Source organism: Rhodococcus sp. NPDC057529 (assembly GCF_042802055.1).
In the GTDB taxonomy this organism is placed as follows: domain Bacteria; phylum Actinomycetota; class Actinomycetes; order Mycobacteriales; family Mycobacteriaceae; genus Rhodococcus_F.
This window is the reverse complement of the sequence record NZ_JBHVEY010000006.1, coordinates 3,868-24,214: the sequence shown is the minus strand read 5'-3', so window position 1 is coordinate 24,214 and position 20,347 is coordinate 3,868. Positions and strand designations below refer to the sequence as shown.

20 protein-coding genes are annotated in these 20,347 nt (G+C 68.3%); 7 read left to right on the top strand and 13 right to left on the bottom strand.

All coding sequences use genetic code 11. From position 1 onward, the window contains the following. Positions 1 to 4: 4 nt before the first annotated feature. From rox to ACFU5V_RS13135, 10 genes are all read right to left on the bottom strand, one after another. A complete protein-coding gene (gene rox, locus ACFU5V_RS13180) occupies positions 5 to 1,444 on the bottom strand; it encodes a rifampin monooxygenase (RefSeq protein WP_378699687.1) in 1,440 nt (479 codons plus the stop codon). Between the two features lie 10 nt (positions 1,445 to 1,454). Further along, positions 1,455 to 2,168, bottom strand: a complete 714-nt coding sequence (locus ACFU5V_RS13175; RefSeq protein ID WP_378699685.1) for a GntR family transcriptional regulator — start codon at positions 2,166 to 2,168, stop codon at positions 1,455 to 1,457. Positions 2,169 to 2,640: 472 nt separating this feature from the next. After that, the gene (locus ACFU5V_RS13170; protein ID WP_378434402.1) at positions 2,641 to 3,147 is read right to left on the bottom strand and encodes a hypothetical protein; all 507 of its coding nucleotides are present in this window, start codon (positions 3,145 to 3,147) and stop codon (positions 2,641 to 2,643) included. A 225-nt stretch (positions 3,148 to 3,372) separates the two neighbouring features. Next, positions 3,373 to 3,897 carry a flavin reductase family protein gene (locus tag ACFU5V_RS13165; protein ID WP_378699683.1) on the bottom strand — a complete coding sequence of 175 codons (525 nt, stop codon included), beginning with the start codon at positions 3,895 to 3,897 and terminating at the stop codon, positions 3,373 to 3,375. A gap of 7 nt (positions 3,898 to 3,904) precedes the next feature. Further along, the gene (locus ACFU5V_RS13160) at positions 3,905 to 4,252 is read right to left on the bottom strand and encodes a cupin domain-containing protein (protein ID WP_378430756.1); all 348 of its coding nucleotides are present in this window, start codon (positions 4,250 to 4,252) and stop codon (positions 3,905 to 3,907) included. A 6-nt stretch (positions 4,253 to 4,258) separates the two neighbouring features. Beyond that, positions 4,259 to 5,716 carry a pyrrole-2-carboxylate monooxygenase subunit gene (locus ACFU5V_RS13155; protein WP_378699681.1) on the bottom strand — a complete coding sequence of 486 codons (1,458 nt, stop codon included), beginning with the start codon at positions 5,714 to 5,716 and terminating at the stop codon, positions 4,259 to 4,261. Position 5,717: 1 nt separating this feature from the next. Continuing rightward, positions 5,718 to 6,395: a DUF2848 domain-containing protein gene (locus tag ACFU5V_RS13150; RefSeq protein WP_378699679.1), complete on the bottom strand. Its 678-nt coding sequence runs from the start codon at positions 6,393 to 6,395 to the stop codon at positions 5,718 to 5,720. Beyond that, complete coding sequence (locus ACFU5V_RS13145) at positions 6,392 to 7,204, bottom strand: carbon-nitrogen family hydrolase (protein WP_378699677.1); 813 nt, start codon at positions 7,202 to 7,204, stop codon at positions 6,392 to 6,394. The genes ACFU5V_RS13150 and ACFU5V_RS13145 overlap by 4 nt, the downstream gene beginning before the upstream one ends. 17 nt (positions 7,205 to 7,221) lie before the next feature. Next, positions 7,222 to 7,866, bottom strand: coding sequence for a GntR family transcriptional regulator (locus tag ACFU5V_RS13140; protein ID WP_072943549.1), 645 nt, complete (start codon positions 7,864 to 7,866; stop codon positions 7,222 to 7,224). A 21-nt stretch (positions 7,867 to 7,887) separates the two neighbouring features. Continuing rightward, positions 7,888 to 9,255 carry an MFS transporter gene (locus ACFU5V_RS13135; protein ID WP_378699675.1) on the bottom strand — a complete coding sequence of 456 codons (1,368 nt, stop codon included), beginning with the start codon at positions 9,253 to 9,255 and terminating at the stop codon, positions 7,888 to 7,890. Between the two features lie 327 nt (positions 9,256 to 9,582). On the opposite strand from ACFU5V_RS13135, the gene ACFU5V_RS13130 reads away from it, so the two are divergent. Then, complete coding sequence (locus ACFU5V_RS13130; protein ID WP_378699673.1) at positions 9,583 to 11,196, top strand: amidohydrolase; 1,614 nt, start codon at positions 9,583 to 9,585, stop codon at positions 11,194 to 11,196. Positions 11,197 to 11,205: 9 nt separating this feature from the next. Here ACFU5V_RS13130 and ACFU5V_RS13125 read toward each other — a convergent pair whose 3' ends face one another. Continuing rightward, positions 11,206 to 11,835 (bottom strand): TetR/AcrR family transcriptional regulator, encoded by a 630-nt coding sequence (locus ACFU5V_RS13125; protein ID WP_378699671.1) that lies wholly within the window; start codon positions 11,833 to 11,835, stop codon positions 11,206 to 11,208. Positions 11,836 to 11,996: 161 nt separating this feature from the next. On the opposite strand from ACFU5V_RS13125, the gene ACFU5V_RS13120 reads away from it, so the two are divergent. The 5 genes from ACFU5V_RS13120 to ACFU5V_RS13100 all read left to right on the top strand — a co-directional run bounded on the left by ACFU5V_RS13120 (position 11,997) and on the right by ACFU5V_RS13100 (position 16,895). Then, on the top strand, positions 11,997 to 13,505 hold the full coding sequence (locus ACFU5V_RS13120; RefSeq protein ID WP_378699669.1) for an APC family permease: 1,509 nt from the start codon (positions 11,997 to 11,999) through the stop codon (positions 13,503 to 13,505). A 7-nt stretch (positions 13,506 to 13,512) separates the two neighbouring features. Then, positions 13,513 to 14,064, top strand: coding sequence for a TetR/AcrR family transcriptional regulator (locus ACFU5V_RS13115; RefSeq protein ID WP_378430762.1), 552 nt, complete (start codon positions 13,513 to 13,515; stop codon positions 14,062 to 14,064). Positions 14,065 to 14,193: 129 nt separating this feature from the next. Continuing rightward, complete coding sequence (locus tag ACFU5V_RS13110) at positions 14,194 to 15,780, top strand: GMC oxidoreductase (protein ID WP_378699667.1); 1,587 nt, start codon at positions 14,194 to 14,196, stop codon at positions 15,778 to 15,780. A 78-nt stretch (positions 15,781 to 15,858) separates the two neighbouring features. Continuing rightward, positions 15,859 to 16,266, top strand: coding sequence for a hypothetical protein (locus ACFU5V_RS13105; protein ID WP_378699665.1), 408 nt, complete (start codon positions 15,859 to 15,861; stop codon positions 16,264 to 16,266). 5 nt (positions 16,267 to 16,271) lie between these two features. Next, complete coding sequence (locus ACFU5V_RS13100) at positions 16,272 to 16,895, top strand: nucleoside/nucleotide kinase family protein (protein ID WP_378699663.1); 624 nt, start codon at positions 16,272 to 16,274, stop codon at positions 16,893 to 16,895. Positions 16,896 to 16,902: 7 nt separating this feature from the next. On the opposite strand, the gene ACFU5V_RS13095 is transcribed toward ACFU5V_RS13100, so the two are convergent. Together ACFU5V_RS13095 and ACFU5V_RS13090 are read right to left on the bottom strand one after the other, a co-directional pair. Continuing rightward, entirely contained in the window at positions 16,903 to 17,904 is a 1,002-nt protein-coding gene (locus ACFU5V_RS13095; RefSeq protein WP_378699661.1) for a Gfo/Idh/MocA family oxidoreductase, read from the bottom strand. Between the two features lies 1 nt (position 17,905). Next, positions 17,906 to 19,090 carry a Gfo/Idh/MocA family protein gene (locus ACFU5V_RS13090; protein ID WP_378699658.1) on the bottom strand — a complete coding sequence of 395 codons (1,185 nt, stop codon included), beginning with the start codon at positions 19,088 to 19,090 and terminating at the stop codon, positions 17,906 to 17,908. Positions 19,091 to 19,176: 86 nt separating this feature from the next. Between ACFU5V_RS13090 and ACFU5V_RS13085 the strand changes: the two genes are divergently transcribed. Then, positions 19,177 to 20,253, top strand: coding sequence for a LacI family DNA-binding transcriptional regulator (locus ACFU5V_RS13085; RefSeq protein ID WP_378699656.1), 1,077 nt, complete (start codon positions 19,177 to 19,179; stop codon positions 20,251 to 20,253). Positions 20,254 to 20,347: the final 94 nt, after the last annotated feature.

Here is a 20,347-nt window from a genome sequence, read left to right as displayed (position 1 = left end):
GTGCTCAGCCGACAGGAGCGCCGAACCACCGCGACAGTTGCGTGTCGAGTCCCGTCTGGTCGTCGCCGGCCCAGGCGACGTGGCCGTCCGGACGGAGTAACACGGCAGGCGCGACCGACTCGGCGTCGGCATCCACGACGGAGTCGACCCGATCCGCCCAGCCGTCGATCGAGAGCCTGCCGGTCCGGTCGAGCAGAAGTCCGCGGCCACGGTGCATCTGTTCGTACAGGCGCCCGCTCCCGAGGCCGATGTCCCGGAGCCGTTTGCCGAGCAGTTCGTGCCCGTCGCCGAAGTCGTAGCGGATCCCGATGGCGGTGATCTTCTCCATCAGGTATCGGTTCACGACCTCGAAGTCCATCAGCTCCGTCACCAGACGGCGCACGGCCTGGGGGCCCGGTTCGGTGGACATGAGTTCGCTCTGCGCGCGGGTGTTGTTCAGTACGTCGGCGCCCACCGGGTGCCGTTCGGAGTGGTAGCTGTCCAGCAGATCGACCGGTGCCCAGCCGTTGATCTCGGCGGCCAGTTTCCAGCCCAGGTTGAAGGCGTCCTGGATCCCGAGGTTGAGGCCCTGTCCTCCCAGCGGTGGGTGTACGTGCGCGGCGTCGCCCGCCAGGAACACCCGTCCGGCCCGATAGCGCTCGGCCTGACGGGTGGCGTCGCCGAAGCGGGACAGCCAGCGTGGTGAGTGGACACCGAAGTCGGTGCCGGCGAACGCTCGCAGTTGGCTCTTGACCTCCTCGAGCGTCGGGGGAACGGTGCTGTTCTCGGTGACGCTCGCGGCGGGGACGACGACCCCGTACAGGCCGTTCCCGGCGGGCCCGACACCGAACCCCTTGTGGGTCTTGCGGACCTCGGCCACGATGGCGGCCAGTTCCTCCGGCGGAGTGGTCACTTCCATCTCGCCCCGCAGCCACTCGACCTTGGCGGGTTCGCCGGGGAATCCGACGCCGAGCAGCTTGCGGACGGTGCTGCGGCCGCCGTCGCAGCCGACGAGGTAACGCGCACGCACCTGCTCGCCGAGCGACCCTGTTCCTGCCAGTTCGACGGTCACCCCGTCGGAATCCTGGCTCAGGCCGACCAGTTCGCTGCCGCGCCGGATGTCGGCACCGAGTTCGGCGGCGTGCTCGGCCAGCAGGCGTTCGGTGACCGGCTGAGGGATGCCGAGAATGTAGGCGTGCGCGGTGTCCAGGTGTTCGGGCCATGGTTTGTCGATGCCGGCGAAGCGACCGCCACCCGGGTACTGTTTGCCGTGCTCGAGGAACCGTTCGAGCAGTCCGCGCTGATCCAGGATCTCGATGCTGCGCACGTGCAGGCCGAGCGAACGGACCTGTTCGTTCGGCTCGACCTCCTTCTCCAGCACCAGCACGTCCACATCGTGCAGTCGCAATTCGGCGGCCAACATCATGCCGGTCGGTCCACCACCGGCGATGATCACATCGGTCATGAAACCCCGTTCATCCTTTCCGCAGCTGGTCGTCCGACGTCGGGAAGTTCAGCTGAAGGGCTCGCCGGGCCGAAGACAGGTGATGCCGCATGGCCGCGGCGGCGGACTCCGGGTTGTGCGTGACGATCGCCGCGAGGATGGCCTCGTGCTCCCTGACGGAGTCGGTGCGCGGGTTCGCGCGACGGTCCGCGTCGCGGTATTGCTGCATGACGAGCGGATAGAGCAGGCTGTCGACGAACCTGGTGAGTGTGGCCTGCCGTGCCGCCCGCTTCACCTGTTCGTGAAACTTGCGGTTGAGATTCCAGTATTCCTCGCGTCCGCCGGGTACCTGCAAGTCCCACATGCGCTTACAGGTCTCGGTCATCGCGGCGATGTCCGCCTCGGTGGCGCGTTCGGCGGCCTTCGCTGCCAGCGCCGACTCCAGGACCGCGCGGGTCTCGAGTATCTCGATCGCCTCGTCCACCGAGAACGAGCGGGTGCGAGCGCTCCGGTTCGCCTCGGTGGTGACATAGCCTTCCTGCGCGAGGCGTGCCAGCACCGAACGGATCGTCCCGCGTGAGACCTGGAGTTGGGTGGTGAGTCCCGACTCGGTGAGGCGGGAGTCCGGTGCGTAATGGCCGGAGAGGATCAGGGCGCGCAGATCGTGATACGCCTGCAGCGTCCGGTTGGCGCCCGCATCGGGGCCGCCCTCGTTGTCCGGGTCTGCGCCCGCAGCTAGCACCATCGTGTGTCACCTGACTCGCCGGGACGAGTGGGCAGCGTCGTCATCGGAACCTCACCCGTCATGTTGTACAACAACATCGAACGTACCGTGTCGAGCGCTCGATGCGAACGCGGTTCGGGGGCATGAAAATCTTCCCTTCCTGAGTCGATCAGGTCCGCACTGACGTGCACTATTGTTGCACAATTCACGCCCCAGTCCGATGTCTGGACGGTCGCCGCAGCCGACCACGAAGGACCGCCGGTGATCGCATGGAGACGCTCCGCGGAAGCGGAAGCCCTCTCGCGGTTGCGTCCAGGCAACCGCACACACATAATGTGAATGTCCGAGGCAGTAGCCGAGGGAAGTGGTTCGTGTAGGAGGTCTCCGGGGCGTAAGTACCCCTGTAGGCAGCCCCACTTAGCGGTTTCCAGCCTTGCGCGCCCACCAACATACGACGAACGCCCCTCGCTCCTAGAGGGGCGTTCTCGTGTTTCTATACCCGCACGACGGTGATGCGGTGCGCGATCTTCGCGCGCATGCTGCCGCCTCGCCCCCAGGCCCAGGCATGGACGTCGGGCAACCACAAGAGCGGATTCGAGGGTCGGTCGTGTTCGTACCGGAACGGGGCCGCGGCGCCGAGTTCGTTGCGGATGATGCGGTTGTCCTCGTGGTCCTGATCGCACGACTCGATGACCAGGTTCGTCACCGGAATCTGCGCCAGATCCCGTACCGCGGCAGCCAAGGTGACGTCGCGGGCCTGGCGTTCGTTGACCTTCCGTGAACTCATCAGATAGATCCGGCTGGTCGCCTCGAGCCGGGCTACCTCGGCGACAATCTTCGGCGCCAGCTTCTTCCCGACACCGGTCATGTGAATGCGGGTGTGTCCGGGTGGGCGGAGCGCGTTCATCTTCTTCCGCAGCTCCGTGAGGTCGCCGGTTGCGACCGTCACCGCGCACAGGGCGTACTCGCCCCGCTTGGATTCGTCGATGAACGCATGCACGCGGAGCAGTCTCTCACCCGCTCGCGACAACCTTGAACAGGTTGCACCCCACGTCTGGTGTCTTCCTGCATCAGAAGGGCTGTCCCGCAATGGTCCTCGGTCACCCCCCCGAACTGGTCCGCCGCGATCAGGTGACGAGCCCCTTCGGGACGGAGCCGGACACAAGAGTGCGATCGCCGGCGCACCACGAGGGATGCGCCGGCGAGCACGTGCCCAGCGGGCCGATCAGAACAACCAGGGCACCTCGTCGTGGCCGAAGTCGTGGAAGTCGCCGAACCGCCCCGAATAGAACACCAGGCCGGTGCCTTCGCGGCAGCGCATGTCGGCGACTTCGCCGTAGAAGACGCGGTGGTCCCCGATGTCGTGGGCGCTGTGGACCCTGCATTCGAGTTGGGCCAGAGCGTCTTTGATCAGCGGCAGACCCGAGCGGCTGCGATCGCAGGGTAGGTCGTCGAATCGGGCGCCGCCCCGGGTGGCGAACCGCCGGGCGAGTGCTTCCTGGCGGGACCCGAGGATCGAGACGGCGAACGCGCCCGCGGCCTCCACGGCCTCGGTGGTGCGGGAGCCGTGGGTGAGCGAGACGAGCAGGATCGCCGGGTCCAGACTGATCGAGGTCAGCGAGCTGATCGTCATGGCGCTGGGGTCGCCGTCGCCGTCGTCGGCGCTGACGACGGCGACTCCGGTGGTGAACCGGCCCATGCTGCGCCGCATGTCCGTGGGGGTGGGGGCGTGGAATGCCGGAAGGGTCATCGCGGGCCTACTTACTGTGGTACCGGACTTCGAAGGTGACGACGCCTTCGTCCGTGCTCCAGGGGCCGTGGGGCATGCCGGGCGGCCGGCACGCGTACATTCCGGCGGTGAACGTCTCGCCGAGCGTGAGGTCGGTGAACGACCCCTCGAGGATGTAGACCTCCTCCCAGAAGTCGTGCTTCTGCACGCCCATGGGGGTGGAGTCGGCGCCGGCTTCGTAGCGCAGGATCCGGGTGGCGACGTTGCCCTCGGGGTCCTTGGAGAGGATGCGCTCGGTGATCTTCGGGTCGTCACCGGGGCACACGGTCCACTCGACGCCGGTGACCGGGAAGAATTCGAATTCGGGCTTGGCCATGAGGGTTTACTCGCTTTCCGCTTTGTAGCCGTCGGTGAACTGCTGCACTGCCGCGACGGCGCTGTCGTAGTCGTAGTTGCGGTACGTGTACGCGCCCTTCACCACGAAGGGAGCGCCGGCGTAGAACATTTCGTACTGCTGGTGTCGTCCGGCGAACTCGGAGCCGATGATGTCCCAGGCCAGTTTGAAGAGTTTGATGCGCTCCTCGGACGGCACTCCCGGCGACTGGACGTAGTGTTCGATGTCGCGGGACGTCAGCGGGCTGGTGAGGTCCTTGACGCTGGACGGGAGTTGCAGCACGCCGCCGCCGACGAGGTCGCGCAGGATCGCGATCACCCGCGGGTAGATCTCCGACTGCAGGCCCATCGACCCGTACAGGGCCTGCCTGCCCGGCAACCACATCCCCGCCGAATCGGGCTCGGCGGTGTATTCGGCGGCCAGCACCGCGGACCGGACCCCGCTGACGAGCGCGGCGAGTTCGCCGAGCTTTTCCTGCACGCTGGGGATCTTGTCGACGCCGTTGACCTGGGTGACGCGACGCGCGACGCCGGCGATGAATTCCAGCTTCGTCGCGAACCGGATCTGCGCCTGCCAGTTGCCGAGAACGTGTGCGCCCGTCTCGAAGAACTGACGGCGGACACCGGTGGTGTCGCGGTCGACGAACACCCGATCCCACGGGACGAGGACGTCGTCGAAGACGAGGAGCGAGTCGGGCTCGTCGTAGCGGCAGGTCAGGGGGTAGTCGAACGAACTCGTCGCGGCCGGGACGTACGGGCGCCGGACGTACTGCTTGAGGCCGGGGGCGTTGGCCGGGACGACGAATCCGACGGCGAAGTCCTTGTCGTCCGGGCCGAGCGGTTTGATGCACGAGACGAAGATTTCGTCGGCGATCGCGCCGCCGGTGGCAAGCATCTGCGATCCGCGGATGACCAGACCTTCCGGGGTCTCCTCGACGACGCCGGCCTGCAGGTATTCGCCCTCCCAGCCGGACGCCGTCGTCGCCCGGGAGACCTGCGGCGGGATGATCGCGTACGAGACGTAGAGGTTCTCGTCGAGCAGGCGCCGGTACAACGCGGAGACGTTCGCCCCGAAATCGTGGTCGCGGTCGGCGGCGAACACCTCGGGATGCGCCGCGAACGCGGCGAGGAACGTCCCCACGTGGTCGGGGCTGCGGCCGATCCAGCCGTGCGTGTGCCGCGCCCACCGCTCGATGGCCTCCCGCCGCTGCGCGAGTTCCTCCCGCGACCGCGGAATCGAGAACACCCGATTGGCCGGGTTCCCGGTTTCGGGCGCGACGTACTGCATGCCGTTGGCCTCGTCCGCGGCGAGGTCGAACATCTCGGCCATCGTCCGGGTCACGGGTGCGAACGCCGGATGGGTGGTGACGTCGTCGATCTTCTCCCCGTCGACGAGCACGACTCGCCCGTCGTTCAGGGAGGCCAGGTAGTCGGCTCCGGTGCGCATGTCAGTGTCCTTCGGTGGTGTAGGTGTGGGTGAGGGTCCGGCCGTCGGGCAGGGTGAGTTCGAGGTCCCACCGGTGTCCGGGCGTGAACTTTCCGTCGAGCAGCGGCAGGGTGCCCGCGAAGCAGAGCAGGTCCTCGCCGGTGTCGCCGATCCGGTCGGCGAAGATCTGCAGAAGGTTGTGCGGGGTGCGGAGATTGGCGAGTGTGCCGTCCTGGTACAGCACTCCGTCGACCCACGATCGGGCCCGGCACGCGTCCCAGTCGAACGACGCCCAGTCCTCGATCTCGACGACGGCCGGGCCTACCGGCTTCGGGCACGCGCGCTTGGAGTCGCCGATGTCGACGGTCTCGAGTCGGCGGTCGGTGTGATCGGAGCCGACACCGAGGTAGTACCGCCCCCGGTGCCGCAGGAGCACCGGCTCCACCTCGCCCGACGTGTGCGCGCCGGTGACCGGGGCCTGCGACGCGGTGGTGATCGTCGCCATCTCGACGGGGTAGAACATCGGGACCTGCGCCGGCGGTGCGACACCGATGGCCGCGAGTTCGTCGATGTGATGTTGCACCGCCGCTTCGTCCCGGCCGGTGTACCCGGCGACCAGGGTCCGGACGTCGTCGAATCGCAGGGTCTCGGAAGAGTCGAGGGTGTCGAAGGTGAGCACCTGCGTGGTGGCGCCGGTCATGACAGGACCTTTCTGCGGTTGAGGAAGCTGTAGTCGTCGAGCCGGTCGCTCAGGACCGGGAACTCGGCGCGGGTGCGGTCGACCGCGGTGGGGTCGATCTCGGCGATGGTGATGCCCTCGGACGAATCGGCCTCGGCGATCACCGTTCCCCACGGGTCGACGATCCGGCTGTGGCCGCCGAGTTCGACGGAATTGTGGGTTCCGGTGGCGTTGCAGGCGATTACGAAGACCTGGTTGTCGACGGCGCGGGCCGACGTCAGCAGCCGCCAATGCTCCCTGCGTGCCTTCGGCCAGGCCGCCGGAACGATGACGAGTTTGGCTCCGGCGGAGACCAATTCGGTCCACAGTCCGGGGAACCGCAGGTCGTAACAGGTGGTGGCCGCGATCGGGCCGAACGGGGTGTCGGTGGTGTGAATCTGCGTTCCCGGCTGCAGGAGTTGCGCCTCGAGGGAGGCGTATCCGAACACGTGAACTTTGCTGTAGTGGTGGTGGATCTGGCCGTCCGGGCCGATCAGGACCGCCGTGTTGCGCAGTCTGCCTGCTTCACCCTGTTCGACGATGCTGCCGGCGTGGATGTAGCACCGCCGCTCGACGGCGACGGAGGCCAGGACCTGGACGGTTCCGCCGCCGAGAGTTTCGGCGGCCGTGGCGTAGTCGTCGAAGTGGCTGTATCCCACGCGCCACAGTTCGGGCAGAACGATGAGGTCGACGCTGTCGTCGAGTCGGGTCAGGAGGTGGCGCACGCGTTCGAGCCGGTGCGCGGGGGTTTCGGAATCGGGGCTGGCCAGCTGGGCCAGGGCTATCTTCATGGGTTTCCTTCGTGCCGTTAGATGTTCGGCCGTTTCATGGATTGCAGCGTGGTGTCGAGGTGCTCGCGCACCGCCTGGACGGCAGCGGCGGGATCTCCGGCCGCGATCGCGTCGGCGATGGCGCGGTGCTCGACGAGGACCTGCTTCTTACGGGTTTCGTCGGCCATGACGATGCGGATTCCCATCCGCATCTGACGGTCCCGCAGCGAGCTGTAGAAGTTGTTCATCAGCGGGTTGCCCGCCGCGCGGATGATGGCCGTGTGGAATTCGAGGTCGTGTGCGATGAAATCGACCGGGTCGGTGTCGTTCTCCTGTAGTTCCAGGAGGATGCGGAGCCGGTCCGGCACCAGGCCCGGTTGGGGCGCCACTTCGGTGACGGACCATTCCTCGACCACCCGGCGGGCCTGCATGATGGCTTCGACGTCGCTGTCGGACAACGCCGGGATGAACGCGCCCTTGTGGGGCACCCGGCGAATGAAGCCTTCGGCCTCGAGGCGCAGCAACGCCTCTCGTACGGGGGTGCGTGAGATGCCGGAGGATGCGGCGACCTGCGCCTCGGACAGGAACATCTCTTCGTCGCGGGGCAAGGTGATGATGGTGTTCTTCAGCCACTCGTAGGCCAACTCCGGCGCGGTTGCTCCGGTGGTCTTCGATGTCGTCATGGCTTGCCCCTTCGAGGAGAGTCAGTTGATGACGGACGCAGGCGTTTCCGGCGTCCGGGACGTCGCCTCGTCACCCACGGCCGCGAGATCCACGGACTGCGTCTCCCGCGCGAGGAGTGAGGCGATCAGGGAGATGACTCCCATGGCGGCGAGGTAGGCACCGATGGCGTATCCGGTGCCGAACCGGGTGTAGAGCGCGATCGCGATGATCGGGGCCAGCGAACCGGCGAGGACCGACGCGAGGTTGTAGGCCAGCGAGACTCCGGAGTACCGGACCTCGGTGGGAAACAGTTCGGAGAAGAACGCGCCGATCACGGCGCTGTAGGCCGCGAAGATCAGCAGCCCCACCGCCACCGCGAGGGTGATTGCCGCCGGATTCTTCGTGTCGAGCAGGGCGAAGAACACGAACGCCCACACGATGGTGGCGGCGGACGCGCCGATGTAGATCGGTCGTCGGCCGATCCGGTCGGCGAGCACCGCGAACATCGGGATCGTCACCAGGGCGACGACCATGCCGATCATGACGGCGTTCAACCCGGTGCTGCGGTCGAGTTCGAGGATCTGGGTGATATAGGTGATGACGAACAGCGAGAAGATGTAGAAGCCTGCGTTCTCGCCGAAGCGGGTGAAGGCTGCGAGGAGGATCTGGCGCCAGTGTCCCCGGACGGCCGCGGCGAGCGGCATGCCCTTGTTCTCGGCGGGCGCGGTGTCCCGCGACTGCTCGAACAGCGGGGTCTCCGCGACGTACAGCCGGAGCACCAGACCGATGATCACCAGCAGCGCCGACAGCCCGAACGCGATCCGCCACCCCCAGGACAGGAACGCGTCCTCCGACAGCGTGGAACCGAGGACCGCGAGCACTCCGGCGGCCAGCAGATTACCCAGCGGCGGACCGAGATTCGGCCACGAGGACCAGAACGCCCGTCTCGTCGAATCGCCGTGTTCGGAGACCAGCAGGACGGCGCCACCCCACTCGCCGCCGAGGGCGAAGCCCTGCACCAGCCGCAGGAGCACCAGGATCAGCGGTGCGGCGACGCCGATGGACGCGTAGGTGGGCAGGAACGCGATGAGGAAGGTCGACACTCCCATGAGCATCAGGCTGGCGATCAGGGTGGCGCGCCGGCCTTTGACGTCCCCGTAGTGCCCGAGCACCGCGGCGCCGAGCGGGCGTGCCACGAAGCCGACCGCGTAGGTGGCGAACGCGAGCATCGTGCCCACCAGGGGATCGTCGGTGGGGAAGAACAGCTTGTTGAACACCAGCGCCGCCGCGGTTCCGTACAGGAAGAAGTCGTACCACTCGACTGCGGTTCCGGCGAGACTCGAACCTGCGATGACGGGCAGGCTGGTGTGTGGTCTGCGATTGATAGATTTGTCGTTGGCGGTTGCCATAGTCGACTCCTAGGTCGAATCGTCGCTACGTGACGAGCTGCACGTCCTTGCGCCTACCTGCAAGTAGGCGACTCGAACGGTCGCGCAGATGGTGCTGCCTGGGCTCGGTGGTTGCTCCAACAGCCGCCGAGCCCGCTTTTTCTCTTGCCTCCGTCCGACTGTGAAGCCGATCACCAAAGGCCGTACACCAGTTGTATACGACCGGTCTACGATCCGCAAGAGGCGTTCGGATTCTCGGTTTTCACCCCTTGACCCGGCATCTCTTGACGTCGGCCCGCGCACGACCTAGCTTAATCGAATCATATTCGATTATTTGAAGGAGGGGCCGTGGACGCCGAACTGCTGGTCGTCGGAGGCACAGTGCACACTGGCGATCCCGACCTGTCCGTCAGCGATGCGCTCGCCGTCGCCGGTGGTCGCGTCGTCGCGCTGGGTGAGCGGGCACGCGCCCTGCGGGCGAGCGGTACCGAGGTGATCGACTTGGACGGCGGCGCGTTGTTGCCGTCGTTCGGCGACGGGCACGTCCACCCCCTGCTGGGCGGCCTCGGACTACGCGGCGCCGCGATCCGCGACTGCGTCAGCATCGAGGAGGTCCTCCGCGAGGTGCGCCGCTGGGCGGACGAAAACCCCGCGACCGAGTGCGTCTTCGGGGACGGAGTGTCGCCGACGCTCGCGCCCGGCGGGCGCTTCGAGGCGCGCTGGCTCGACAGCGTGGTCCCGGACCGGCCGGTGGTCCTGCGCACGATGGACCATCACACCGCCTGGGTCAACAGTGAGGCGCTGCGGCGGGCCGGCCTGACGCGGGACACCCCGGACCCGGCCGGCGGCGAGATCGTGCGGACCGCCGACGGCGAGTTGCTCGGCACCCTGCGTGAATGGGGTGCGATCGATCCGGTGCTCGCGCTGGTGCCGGAGGCGACTCTCGACGTCCGGGTCGACGCGCTCGCCTCGGTGTCGAGAATGCTTGCCGCCGCGGGCATCACGTGGGTGCAGGATGCGTGGACCGAACTGGACGACGTCGACGTCTGGCTGACGGCCGCGGACCGCGGACTACTCGCCACCCGCGCCAATCTCGCGTTCCGCGCCACCCCGGAGAGCTGGGAGTCCGACCGGGAGGCGTTCGCTGCGGCACGCGAGCGGGTCGGGCTGCGCGGCGGCGACACGGTCAAGGCGGGAACGGTCAAGTTCTTCGCCGACGGCGTGATCGAGGCAGGCACCGCGGCCCTGCTGGCGCCGTACACGGATTGTCCGCACTCCCACGGCATCAGCAACTGGACGACGGACGAACTGTGCCGGGCGGCGGCCGAGGTGGACCGGCTGGGATTCCAGATCCACATCCACGCCATCGGCGACGCGGGGGTGCGCATGGCGCTCGACGCGATCGAGTACGCCGACCGGTGCAACGGTCCTCGTGATCGTCGCGCCACCATCGCGCATCTGCAGTTGGTCGACGGCGACGACCTCGGCCGGTTCGTCTCGCTCGGGGCGGTCGCGAATTTCCAGCCGCTGTGGGCCCAACTCGACGCCCTGATGACGGAGTTGACGATCCCTCGGATCGGCGCCGAGCGGAGCGCGCAGCAGTATCGGATCGGAACGCTGTCCGAGCGCGGCGCGCGGGTGGCCTTCGGCAGCGACTGGCCCATCACCGCCTACGAGCCGATCAAGGGCATCGCCACCGCGATCCACCGGCAGACACCGTCCGGCATCCCGTCGGAGGGATGGCTGCCGCGGGAACGCGTCGGCCTCGAACGGGCCCTCGCCGCATATTCGGCCGGCGTCGCCTACCAGGGATTCGAGGAGGGCCGGTGGGGCCGGCTGCTGCCGGGAATGCGCGCCGACATGATTCAGCTGCCGGCCGATCCGTACGACCTGTCGTCCACGCAGGCGCTCGGCGAGCTTGCCGTGACCCGAACCTGGCTGGGCGGCAAGCGGGTTCACTGACGACCGATGCTATTGCCGCACCGCGCCGCGGTCCTGCAGCAGGGCACGAAAGCCCGCCAGCAGCGCCGCCAGGCCGAGTTCGAACGCCTGCTCGGCCCGCTCCGGGCCGCGGGGTGCGGCGGCGAGCGCCCGGGTCAGCGCATCGTCCGACGTCGTCGCGTCCGCTTCGATCATGACCTCCGGCGCAGCCGCGTCCAGGGCGGCCCCGAGAAGGAAATTCTCCGCGGCGGTGATGACGGCCATGATGTGGTCGTCCGGGAAGCCCGCGTCGCGCAGACCGGTGGCCGCCGAGTGATACACGGACAGCGAACCGGGATCGCGCACCGTCTCGGTGGCGAGGAGGCGAATGGCCGTGGGGTGCCTGCTGAACGCTGCCCGGTACGACCGCGCCCACTCGGACAGGGCCTCGTCCCACGGCAGACGCTCGAACGACGATCCGTCGATCTCCCGGACGACGCGGTGCCGCACCAGTTCGACGACGGCGGCGCGGCCCTTGGCGTGGTGGTAGATCGACGACACCTGCACGTTCAGGTGCCGGGCCAGATCGGGCATCCGGAAGTCGCCGTCGCGATCGACCAGTTCGAGTGCCGCTTCCGCGATTCGTTCGCGGTCCAGGCGTGCGACGCGGGGTCTGCCCATCGCTGCACCCACCTTTCCAATCGAAATTCATTCGATTATGCCCTTGTGGCGCCGGTCACTTCGTTCTAGTCTAATCGAAACACATTCGATTGTTTCTCGTCGCGTATCCGCGCCCTGGTTTCCCCGCCGTCGCGCCCCTGCCCGGACTGGAGAAGTTCCTCATGAAGAAAACCGCACCCGGACCCGCCTCCGGCGCGCAACTCGAGGGCGGCGCCCTCGGCACCGCCGGCATCGTGTTCTTCGTCGTCGCGGCCGCCGCGCCGTTGCTGGTGATGGCGGGCGTCGCGCCCCTGGCGCTGAACGTCGGGGGGATCGGGGCGCCCGGCGGGTACATCCTGGCCGGACTGGCGCTGGGCGTGTTCGCGATCGGCTTCACCGCGATGAGCAAGTACATCCACAACGCGGGAGCGTTCTACTCGTACATCTCGATCGGACTCGGCCCCCGATGGGGTCTGGCGGCCGCGGTCCTCGCCCTCGTGTCCTACAACGCCCTCGAGATCGGGATCTTCGGCGCCCTAGGGTATTTCACCCATTCCACCATGGCCGATCTGGTAGGCCTGGACCTTCCGTGGGGGCTGTGGTCGCTGATCGGCGTCGGGCTCATCTGGTTCCTCGGGTCGCGATCGGTCCACGTCGGCGCACGGTTCCTCATCCTGCTGCTGAGCGCCGAGACCGGGATCCTGGTGTTACTCGCCGTCGCCGTTCTCCTCCGAGGCGGCGCCGAGGGCCTCGGTGTCGAGTCGTTCGCTCCCGCCCACGTGTTCAGCCCCGGCCTGGGCGGGGTGCTGACGCTGGCGTTCGCCGCGTTCATCGGGTTCGAAGCGACCGCCCTGTACCGGGAGGAGGCGAAGGATCCGTCCCGCACGATCCCCCGGGCGACGTACCTGGCCGTCGCGTTCCTCGGACTCTTCTACGCCTTCATGGTGTGGATAATCATCCAGGCGTACGGGCCCGATCAGGCGCTCGCGCTCGCCGCCTCCGACCCCGCCGCAATGTACTTCGACGCCATCGAGAACTACGTCGGCGGCTGGGCGAGCACGCTCATGGAACTGTTGATCATCACGAGCATCCTCGCGAGCCTGCTGGCGTTCCACAACGCGATCACCCGCTACGCCTTCGCGTTGTCGCGCGAGCACGTGCTGCCCCGGGTGCTCGGCAAGCTGCACCCGGTCTACAAGTCGCCGTACGTGGCGAGCGCCGCGCAGAGTCTGCTCGCGGCGATCGTGATCGCCGGGTTCGCGCTCGCAGGCGCCGATCCCTACCTCCAACTCCTGCTCTGGGTGAATTCGCCGGGCGTCGTGGGCATCGTCGTGCTCCAGGCCATGGCCGCCGCAGCCGTTCTCGCGTTCTTCTGGCGGGACCGCCGCGGGCATTCGGTCTGGCGGGTGCGGGTAGCTCCCGCGGCTGCCCTTGCCATGTTGATCTACGCGACGTGGCTCATCGTGGCCAAGATGGACCTGCTCACCGCCGCCGGACCCGCCGTGAATACGATCCTCGTCGCCGTCACGCCGGCCAGCCTCGTGATCGGGTTGGCGCTCGGCATGCGGCTCGCACGACGCAACCCCGACCTCTACGCGCGGCTGGGCACCACCGACGTGGATGCCGAGCCCGCGGTCGCGGCGGAGGCGCCGAGCAGTCGCGACCGGGCCGATCGGGATCGTGCTCGATAATGGGCGCATGCGGTCGCGGAGGAAGATCTTGGACGCCACGCTCGAATTGATCGCGAGCGACGGCTTCGAAGGGGTCACCATCGCGGCGGCCGCCAGCGGTGCGGGCGTCACGCGGCAGACCGTGTACTCCAACTTCGGGTCGCGCGAGGAACTGGTCTCGCAGGCGATCTCCGGTCTCGCCGTCGAGGTGCTGGGCGGGATCCACTCCCGGCTGGACGCCACCGACACCACCTGCGAGTACGTCGTCGAACTCATCGTCGCGGGCCGGGAAGCGGTGCGCACGCATCCGGTGCTGGCCGCCCTGCTCCAGGCGGAGCGGGGCAACCCGGTGTTCGACACCGGCATGATGTCGCGCGCGAAACCCGTGGCGCGCGAACTGCTCGCGCCGCTCGCCGAGCGCGACCCCGGCGTGGAGTCGAGCCTGGACGACATCGTCGAGATCGCACTGAGGCTGGCGCTGTCGGTGGTTCTGTTCGACGACGACGCCGTGCACGCCGACGACGACCTGCGCAGCTTCCTCACCCGCTGGCTGCTGCCGGCGATGCCGTCCAGCTCGTAACGGCAGTCGCAGATAATTCTTGACACATCCTGCTCGGAGTGTCTAGTTTGAGCACGGCCAAGTGAAGTGCTCCACGCTGATCGATCGACATCTCGCCGAGTGAGTCCGTCTGTGATCTGGGGGAAATCTGTGCCTGCACTCAATCGCCGTTCCTTTCTCGCCGGGGCCGCCGCCGCGGGTCTCGCGCTGGCGAATCCGTCTGTCGCGCAGGCCGGGACCGGCCGCCGTAGCACCGTTCCGCTCACGCGCGAAGACCACCGGGTCATCGTCGTCGGGTCGGGATTCGGTGGCGGCGTCGCGGCGCTTCGACTCGCGGAGGCGGGCGCGCCGGTTCTGGTGCTCGAGCGCGGAATGCGCTGGCCGACAGGACCGGACGCGGAGACCTTTCCCCGCGCCACCGCCCCGGACAAGCGGATCCTCTGGTACCGGTCCAGTCCGCAGTTGTTCGGCAGGCCGGTGGCGCTCGAGCCGTACACCGGCCTTCTCGAGGCGGTGCCCGGCGACAACATGACCGCACTGTGCGCCGCGGGCGTCGGCGGCGGTTCCCTTGTCTACCAGGGGATGACGCTGCAGCCGGCCGAGGCCGTCTTCAACACGCATCTGCCCGACGCGCTCGACTGGGCCACGATGGACCGGGTGCACTATCCGCGGGTCGCGCGCATGTTGCAGCTCTGCGTCGCCCCCGACGAGTTGATCGACAGCCCGAATTACCAGGCGGCACGGGTGTTTGCGCAGAACGTACAGCGCGCGGGACTCCCGGTGTCGAAGATCCCGATGCCGATCGACTGGAACTTCGCGCTCGACGAACTGCGTGGCCGCATGAAGCCCTCGTACACCAACGGCGACGGCGCACTCGGGGTCAACAACGGCGGCAAGCACTCGGTCGACGTCACGTACATCGCCGCCGCGGAGGCGACCGGCCGGGTGACGGTCGAAACCCTGCACCAGGTCACCGACGTCGAGCGGGCCGCGGACGGGCGCTGGACGGTGTACGTCGACCGGATCGACACAGCCGGCACCGTGCTCGAGAACAAGATCCTCACCACGAATGCCCTGGTGATGGCCGCCGGCAGCCTGAACACCACCAAACTGCTGGTGCGCGCTGCGGCGACGGGCCGGATTCCGGACCTGCCCGACGGGCTCGGGTCCGGCTGGGGTACCAACGCCGACCGGATCTACGTCTGGACGAGCCTCGACCAAGAATTCGGCGCCCCGCAGGGCGGCCCGGTGGTCTACGGAAGCCTGAACTGGGACGACCCCGCCTCCGCGGCCACGGTCATCCAGGCGTCGATACCCCCGCTGTCCTTCGACGCGCGCAGCACCATGCTGGTCGGCTACGGCGTCAGCGAGGGGCGGGGGAGTTTCGTGTACGACCCGGCCGCCGGCGACGCAGTGTTGCGCTGGCCGAGGGACGGCGACGCCGTCATCCAGAACGGCCGCATCGACCCGATGGTGCGGCAGATCGCCGGTCCCGCAAGCATCCTCACCGACACCAATGCGGTGGTCCCCTCCACCTGGCACCCGCTCGGCGGGGCGTCGATGGGCTCGGTCTGCGATCTCGAAGGCCGGGTGCTCGGCCAGCGCGGGCTGTATGTGCTCGACGGCGCGCTGATGCCCGGCAACACCGCGGCGTGCAACCCGTCGATGACCATCGCCGCCGTTGCCGAGCGCGCCCTGGACCACCTGGTCGCCAACGACGTCGGAACGGTCTTCTGACACGAAGATTTCGATCCGTAACGAATCGTCCCCGGAATCGGACATATCAGCGGAATCCGAACCAGGGGAGGGATCGACGTGAGTCGAACAGTGCGAAAGTCGACGATCGGTGTGCTCGCGGTGAGCGCATGGATCGGGTGTTCGGTGCCGGCGAATGCCGAACCGCCACATTTCGAGGGCGTGACCACCCTCCAAATCCCCGGAACGGTGGTCGGCTGGCCGCTGACCCGCGGCGGCGCGTTCTACAACCCCGTCGTCCACCACGGACACGGGCAGATCTATCCGACCCCGGACGGCTACGGGTACGAGTTCCAGTGGATCAACCTGTCGACCGGAGCCTCCGGGGTCATCACCGACCAGCATCCTGATCGTGATGCGGTCATGACCGGCCCCGGTCAGGTGGTCGTCACCGTGACCGCTCATCTCCCTGGCCTCTACGACGTGTACGGCACACCGAGCGTCGGCACGTTCTACGTGACACCGTAGAAGAGGTGGGTCGACTCGAGAAACTCGTCGCGCGCGCCCGGGCGCTGGCCGAACCGGGCACGCGCCGCGTTCTCGGCATCGCGGGACTGCCGGGCTCGGGGAAGAGCACCGTCGCCGCGGCGGTGCTGACGGCGCTGGGATCGTCCGCGGTGGTCGTGCCCATGGACGGGTTCCACCTGGCGGGTGCGGAACTGGCCCGCCTCGGCCGGGCCGGACGCAAGGGGGCACCCGACACCTTCGACGCCGCCGGGTACGTGGCACTGCTGCACCGGATCCGGGAACCGAACGGCGAGACGGTGTACGCCCCCCAGTTCCACCGCGACGTCGAGGAGTCCTATGCCGGGTCGATCGCCGTCCCGCCGGACGTTCCGCTGGTGATCACCGAGGGCAACTACCTCCTCCTCGACGAGGGACCGTGGTCGGCGGTGCGTGCCCTGCTCGACGAAGCGTGGTTCCTCGCCCCGGACGGGGACGAGCGCGTCGCGCGCCTCGTCGAGCGGCACGTCCGGTTCGGCAAGTCACCCGACGAGGCGCGAGAGTGGGTGCGGCGCAGCGACGAACGCAACGCCGCGTTGGTTGCACCCGGCCGCGCCCGGGCCGACGTCGTCGTCCGCGGCGACCCGGTGTGACCAGGGTTCAGGCCGGGTAGTCGATCGGCTCCATCCGACCGCTGGAGAGTGAGCGGGTCGCGGCCTCGGCGATCGCCTGCGCCTTCAACGCTTCCGACAGCGTGGGTCCGATGGCGGCGCCGTTCTCCAGTGCGTCGACGAAGTGGTCGAGTGCGATGCGGTAACTGGCCCTGATCCTCTCGAACCATCCCGCGTGCATCCCGTCGTCGACGACGCGGCCTGCGCTGTACCGGGAAACGGACCCGGCGCGCTGACGTCGCGCCTCGACCATGCCGGTGGAACCGAGCACCTCGATGCGTTCGTCGTAGCCGTAGCCGATCCGACGGGTGCAGTCGATCTGGACGAGTGCGCCGCCGGGCAGACGCAGGGTGACCGCCGACGTGTCGACGTCGCCGTACTCGGCGAGGCGGGGTTCGGCCAGTGTGGAACCGGTCGCGAACACCGACTCCGGATCGAGTCCGGAGATCCACCGCGCCAGGTCGAAGAAATGGACGGTCTGGTCGCGCATCTGCCCGCCGGAGACGGCGATGTACTCGAGCGGCGGCATCGACGGACCCCGGCTGGTCATCTGGATCAGCTCCACCGAGCCGATCTCGCCGGCCGCGACCACCCGCTGCAGTTCGGCGTAGTCGCGATCGAAGCGGCGGTTGAAATCGACCATCGCCCGCAGCGACCGGGAGTCGGCGAAGCGCACGACGTCGACGGCGCGCGCGAGGTCGAGGTCGATGGGCTTCTCGCACAGGGCCGGGATTCCCGCCGTCGCCGCGGTGCGGAGATGCTCGGCGTGGGTGTCGGTGGACGACGCGATGAAGACGGCGTCGATCGCCGTGGGATCGAAGACTTCCGCGAGATCGGTGGTCGCGCGGCTGCCGTGCCGCTTGGCGAGGTCCGTCGCGCGCGCGAGGTCGATGTCGAAGACGAGGGCCAGGTCGACGTCGGGGTGTGCGGCGAGGTTGGCGCCGTGAACGCCGCCGATGAATCCGGCTCCGATGAGGGCGAAACGCTGCATGTCAGATACCGACCTTTTCGTGTGCGAAAGCGGGAACGATCCAGGCCGAGTCGGCGTCGTGGGAGGCGGCCGTGGCCTCGACGAAGTGGACGCCGATCAGCCCGTCGCGTCCGGTGGGGAAGGACAGATCGCGGATGGTGGTGGGCTCGCCGTCGCGGCGGGAGCGGAGTTCTTCGGCGAGGTCGCGGTAGAAGTTCGCGAATGCCTCGAGGAATCCCTCGGGGTGTCCCAGACCGGGACGGGTGAGTCGGGTGGCGTCCTCGGACAGCGTGCGCATTCCCTGCGCGAGGATCGTGGTGCTGCCGTCGAGGTCGCGGACCGTCAGGTGGTGCGGATCCTCGTGTCGCCATTCGATACTCGCGGTGTCGCCGAAGACCCGGATGCTCAGGCCGTGCTCGTTGCCGGTGGCGGCCATGCTCGCCCACAGCGTCGCGGGTGCCCCGTTGGACAGGGTGAGGCGCACAGTGGCGTTGTCGAACACCCGCCGTCCGGGAACGAGAGTGCCCAGTTCGGCCGACACCCGGGTGGCCTCGAGACCGGTGACGAAACGCAACAGCTGGAAGGCGTGGGTGCCGAGATCGCCGACGACGCTGGGGAATCCCGCGACGTCGGGGTCGGTGCGCCACCGCGCCTGCCGGTGCTCGCCGAGTTCGAGGGGCGTCGCCGCCCACCCGGACGCGTGTTCCACCGCCACGAACCGGATGCGTCCGAGCTCGCCGTCGCGCACCATCCGGGCCGCGTGCCGGACCATGGCGTACGCCGAATAGCAGTGCGGGACGGCCAGAATGGCGCCGGATGCCTCGGCGATCGCGACGAGTTCCGCCGCCGAATCGGAGTCGCGGGTGAGGGGCTTCTCGCACACCACCGAGATGCCCGCCTCCAAGAATGTGCGCGCGATGTCGAAGTGGCTGTCGTTCGGAGTGGTCACGGCCACCACGTCGACGCCGTCCTCGCGGGTGGATTCCCGTTCGGCCATGTCCCGGTAGTCGCGGTAGGTGCGCTCGGCCGGCACGCCGAGGCTGTCCGCGATCTGCGCCGACGCCGCGGCGTCCCGCCCGAAGACCCCCGCCTGCAGGTCGTATCGGTCGTCCAGGCGCATCGCGTAGCGGTGGGTCTTGCCGATGTCGGCACCCTGCCCGCCGCCGACCATGCCCGCGGACAGCCGCAGACTCCCGTGCTCGCTCAACTCGGCTCCTTCCGGAAAGGGACAAACGTGGACCGGTCCCAGTTGTGGTGAGCGTAACACGGGCCCGGCTCCATATGCTGTCCCTCGTGAACGAATCAGATCGCGGCCCGGCCGAGGGCGAGACGACGGACGCCGCGCCGGGAGCGTCGTCGTTTCGCCCACCGACGATCCGCGACGTCGCCGCGCGAGCGGGGGTGTCGAAATCGCTGGTGTCCCGGGTGCTCCGCGGCGAGGCGAACGTCAGCCCCGCCCGCCGCGAGATGGTCACCCAAGCCATGAAGGAACTCGACTACCGGACGAACACCATCGCCCGCGGATTGTCCGAATCGCGCAGCGGCACAGTCGGGGTGATGTTGAACGACCTGCGCAACCCGTGGTTCGTCGAACTGCTCGAGGGCATGACGACGACGCTCGACGCCGTCGGGATCGCGCCGGTGCTGGCCGACAGCCACCTCGATCAGCGCGTCGGACGGGACACCGTCGAGACCCTGCTGTCGCAGCGGATCGACGGGTTGGTGGTGGTGGGAACCACCGACGCCGGACCCGCGATCGAACGGGCCGCGGCCCTCGTCCCCGTCGTCCTCGCCGGAACCCACGAACCGAGTCTGCCGAACGTCGACATCGCGGCGGACGACGACATCGCCGGCGCCCGGCTGGCCACCCGGCATCTGCTGGACCTCGGCCACCGGCGAATCGCCTACCTGCAGGGGCCCGGAGTGGTGGGCGCTCTGCGCCGCGACGGGTTCATCGAGGCGATGACCGAGGCCGGGTGCGGCGACCTCGCGTCCGTGCAGTTCGCAGGCATGACCGAGGAGAGCGGATACGTCGCGGCCGGCCGTGTGCTCGATGCCGAACCCCGGCCGACGGCGATCCTCGCGTTCAACGACGTCACCTGCGTCGGGGCGCTGTCGGCGGCCGACGACCGCGGCCTGAGAGTTCCCGACGACCTCTCGCTGGTCGGATACGACGACACGTATCTCGCACGGATCCGGCACCTGTCGCTGACGTCGGTCAACAACGGCAACTTCGCGGTCGGTGCGCAGGCCGCGAAATTCCTGCTGCAGCGGCTGGAGCGACCGTCGCAGTCGCGGCGCATCCACCTGCACGCCCCGACGCTCAGTGTTCGCCGTTCGACAGCGGCGCCCGGCGGCGGGAAGGCGTGACCTGGCCGTACCCTGGGGAACGGGTGGGGGGGTGGGAAAGCGCCTTCGCGTGGGGGGTTTTTGGGTGGGTGAGAAGGTGGGGGTGTTTGATGGG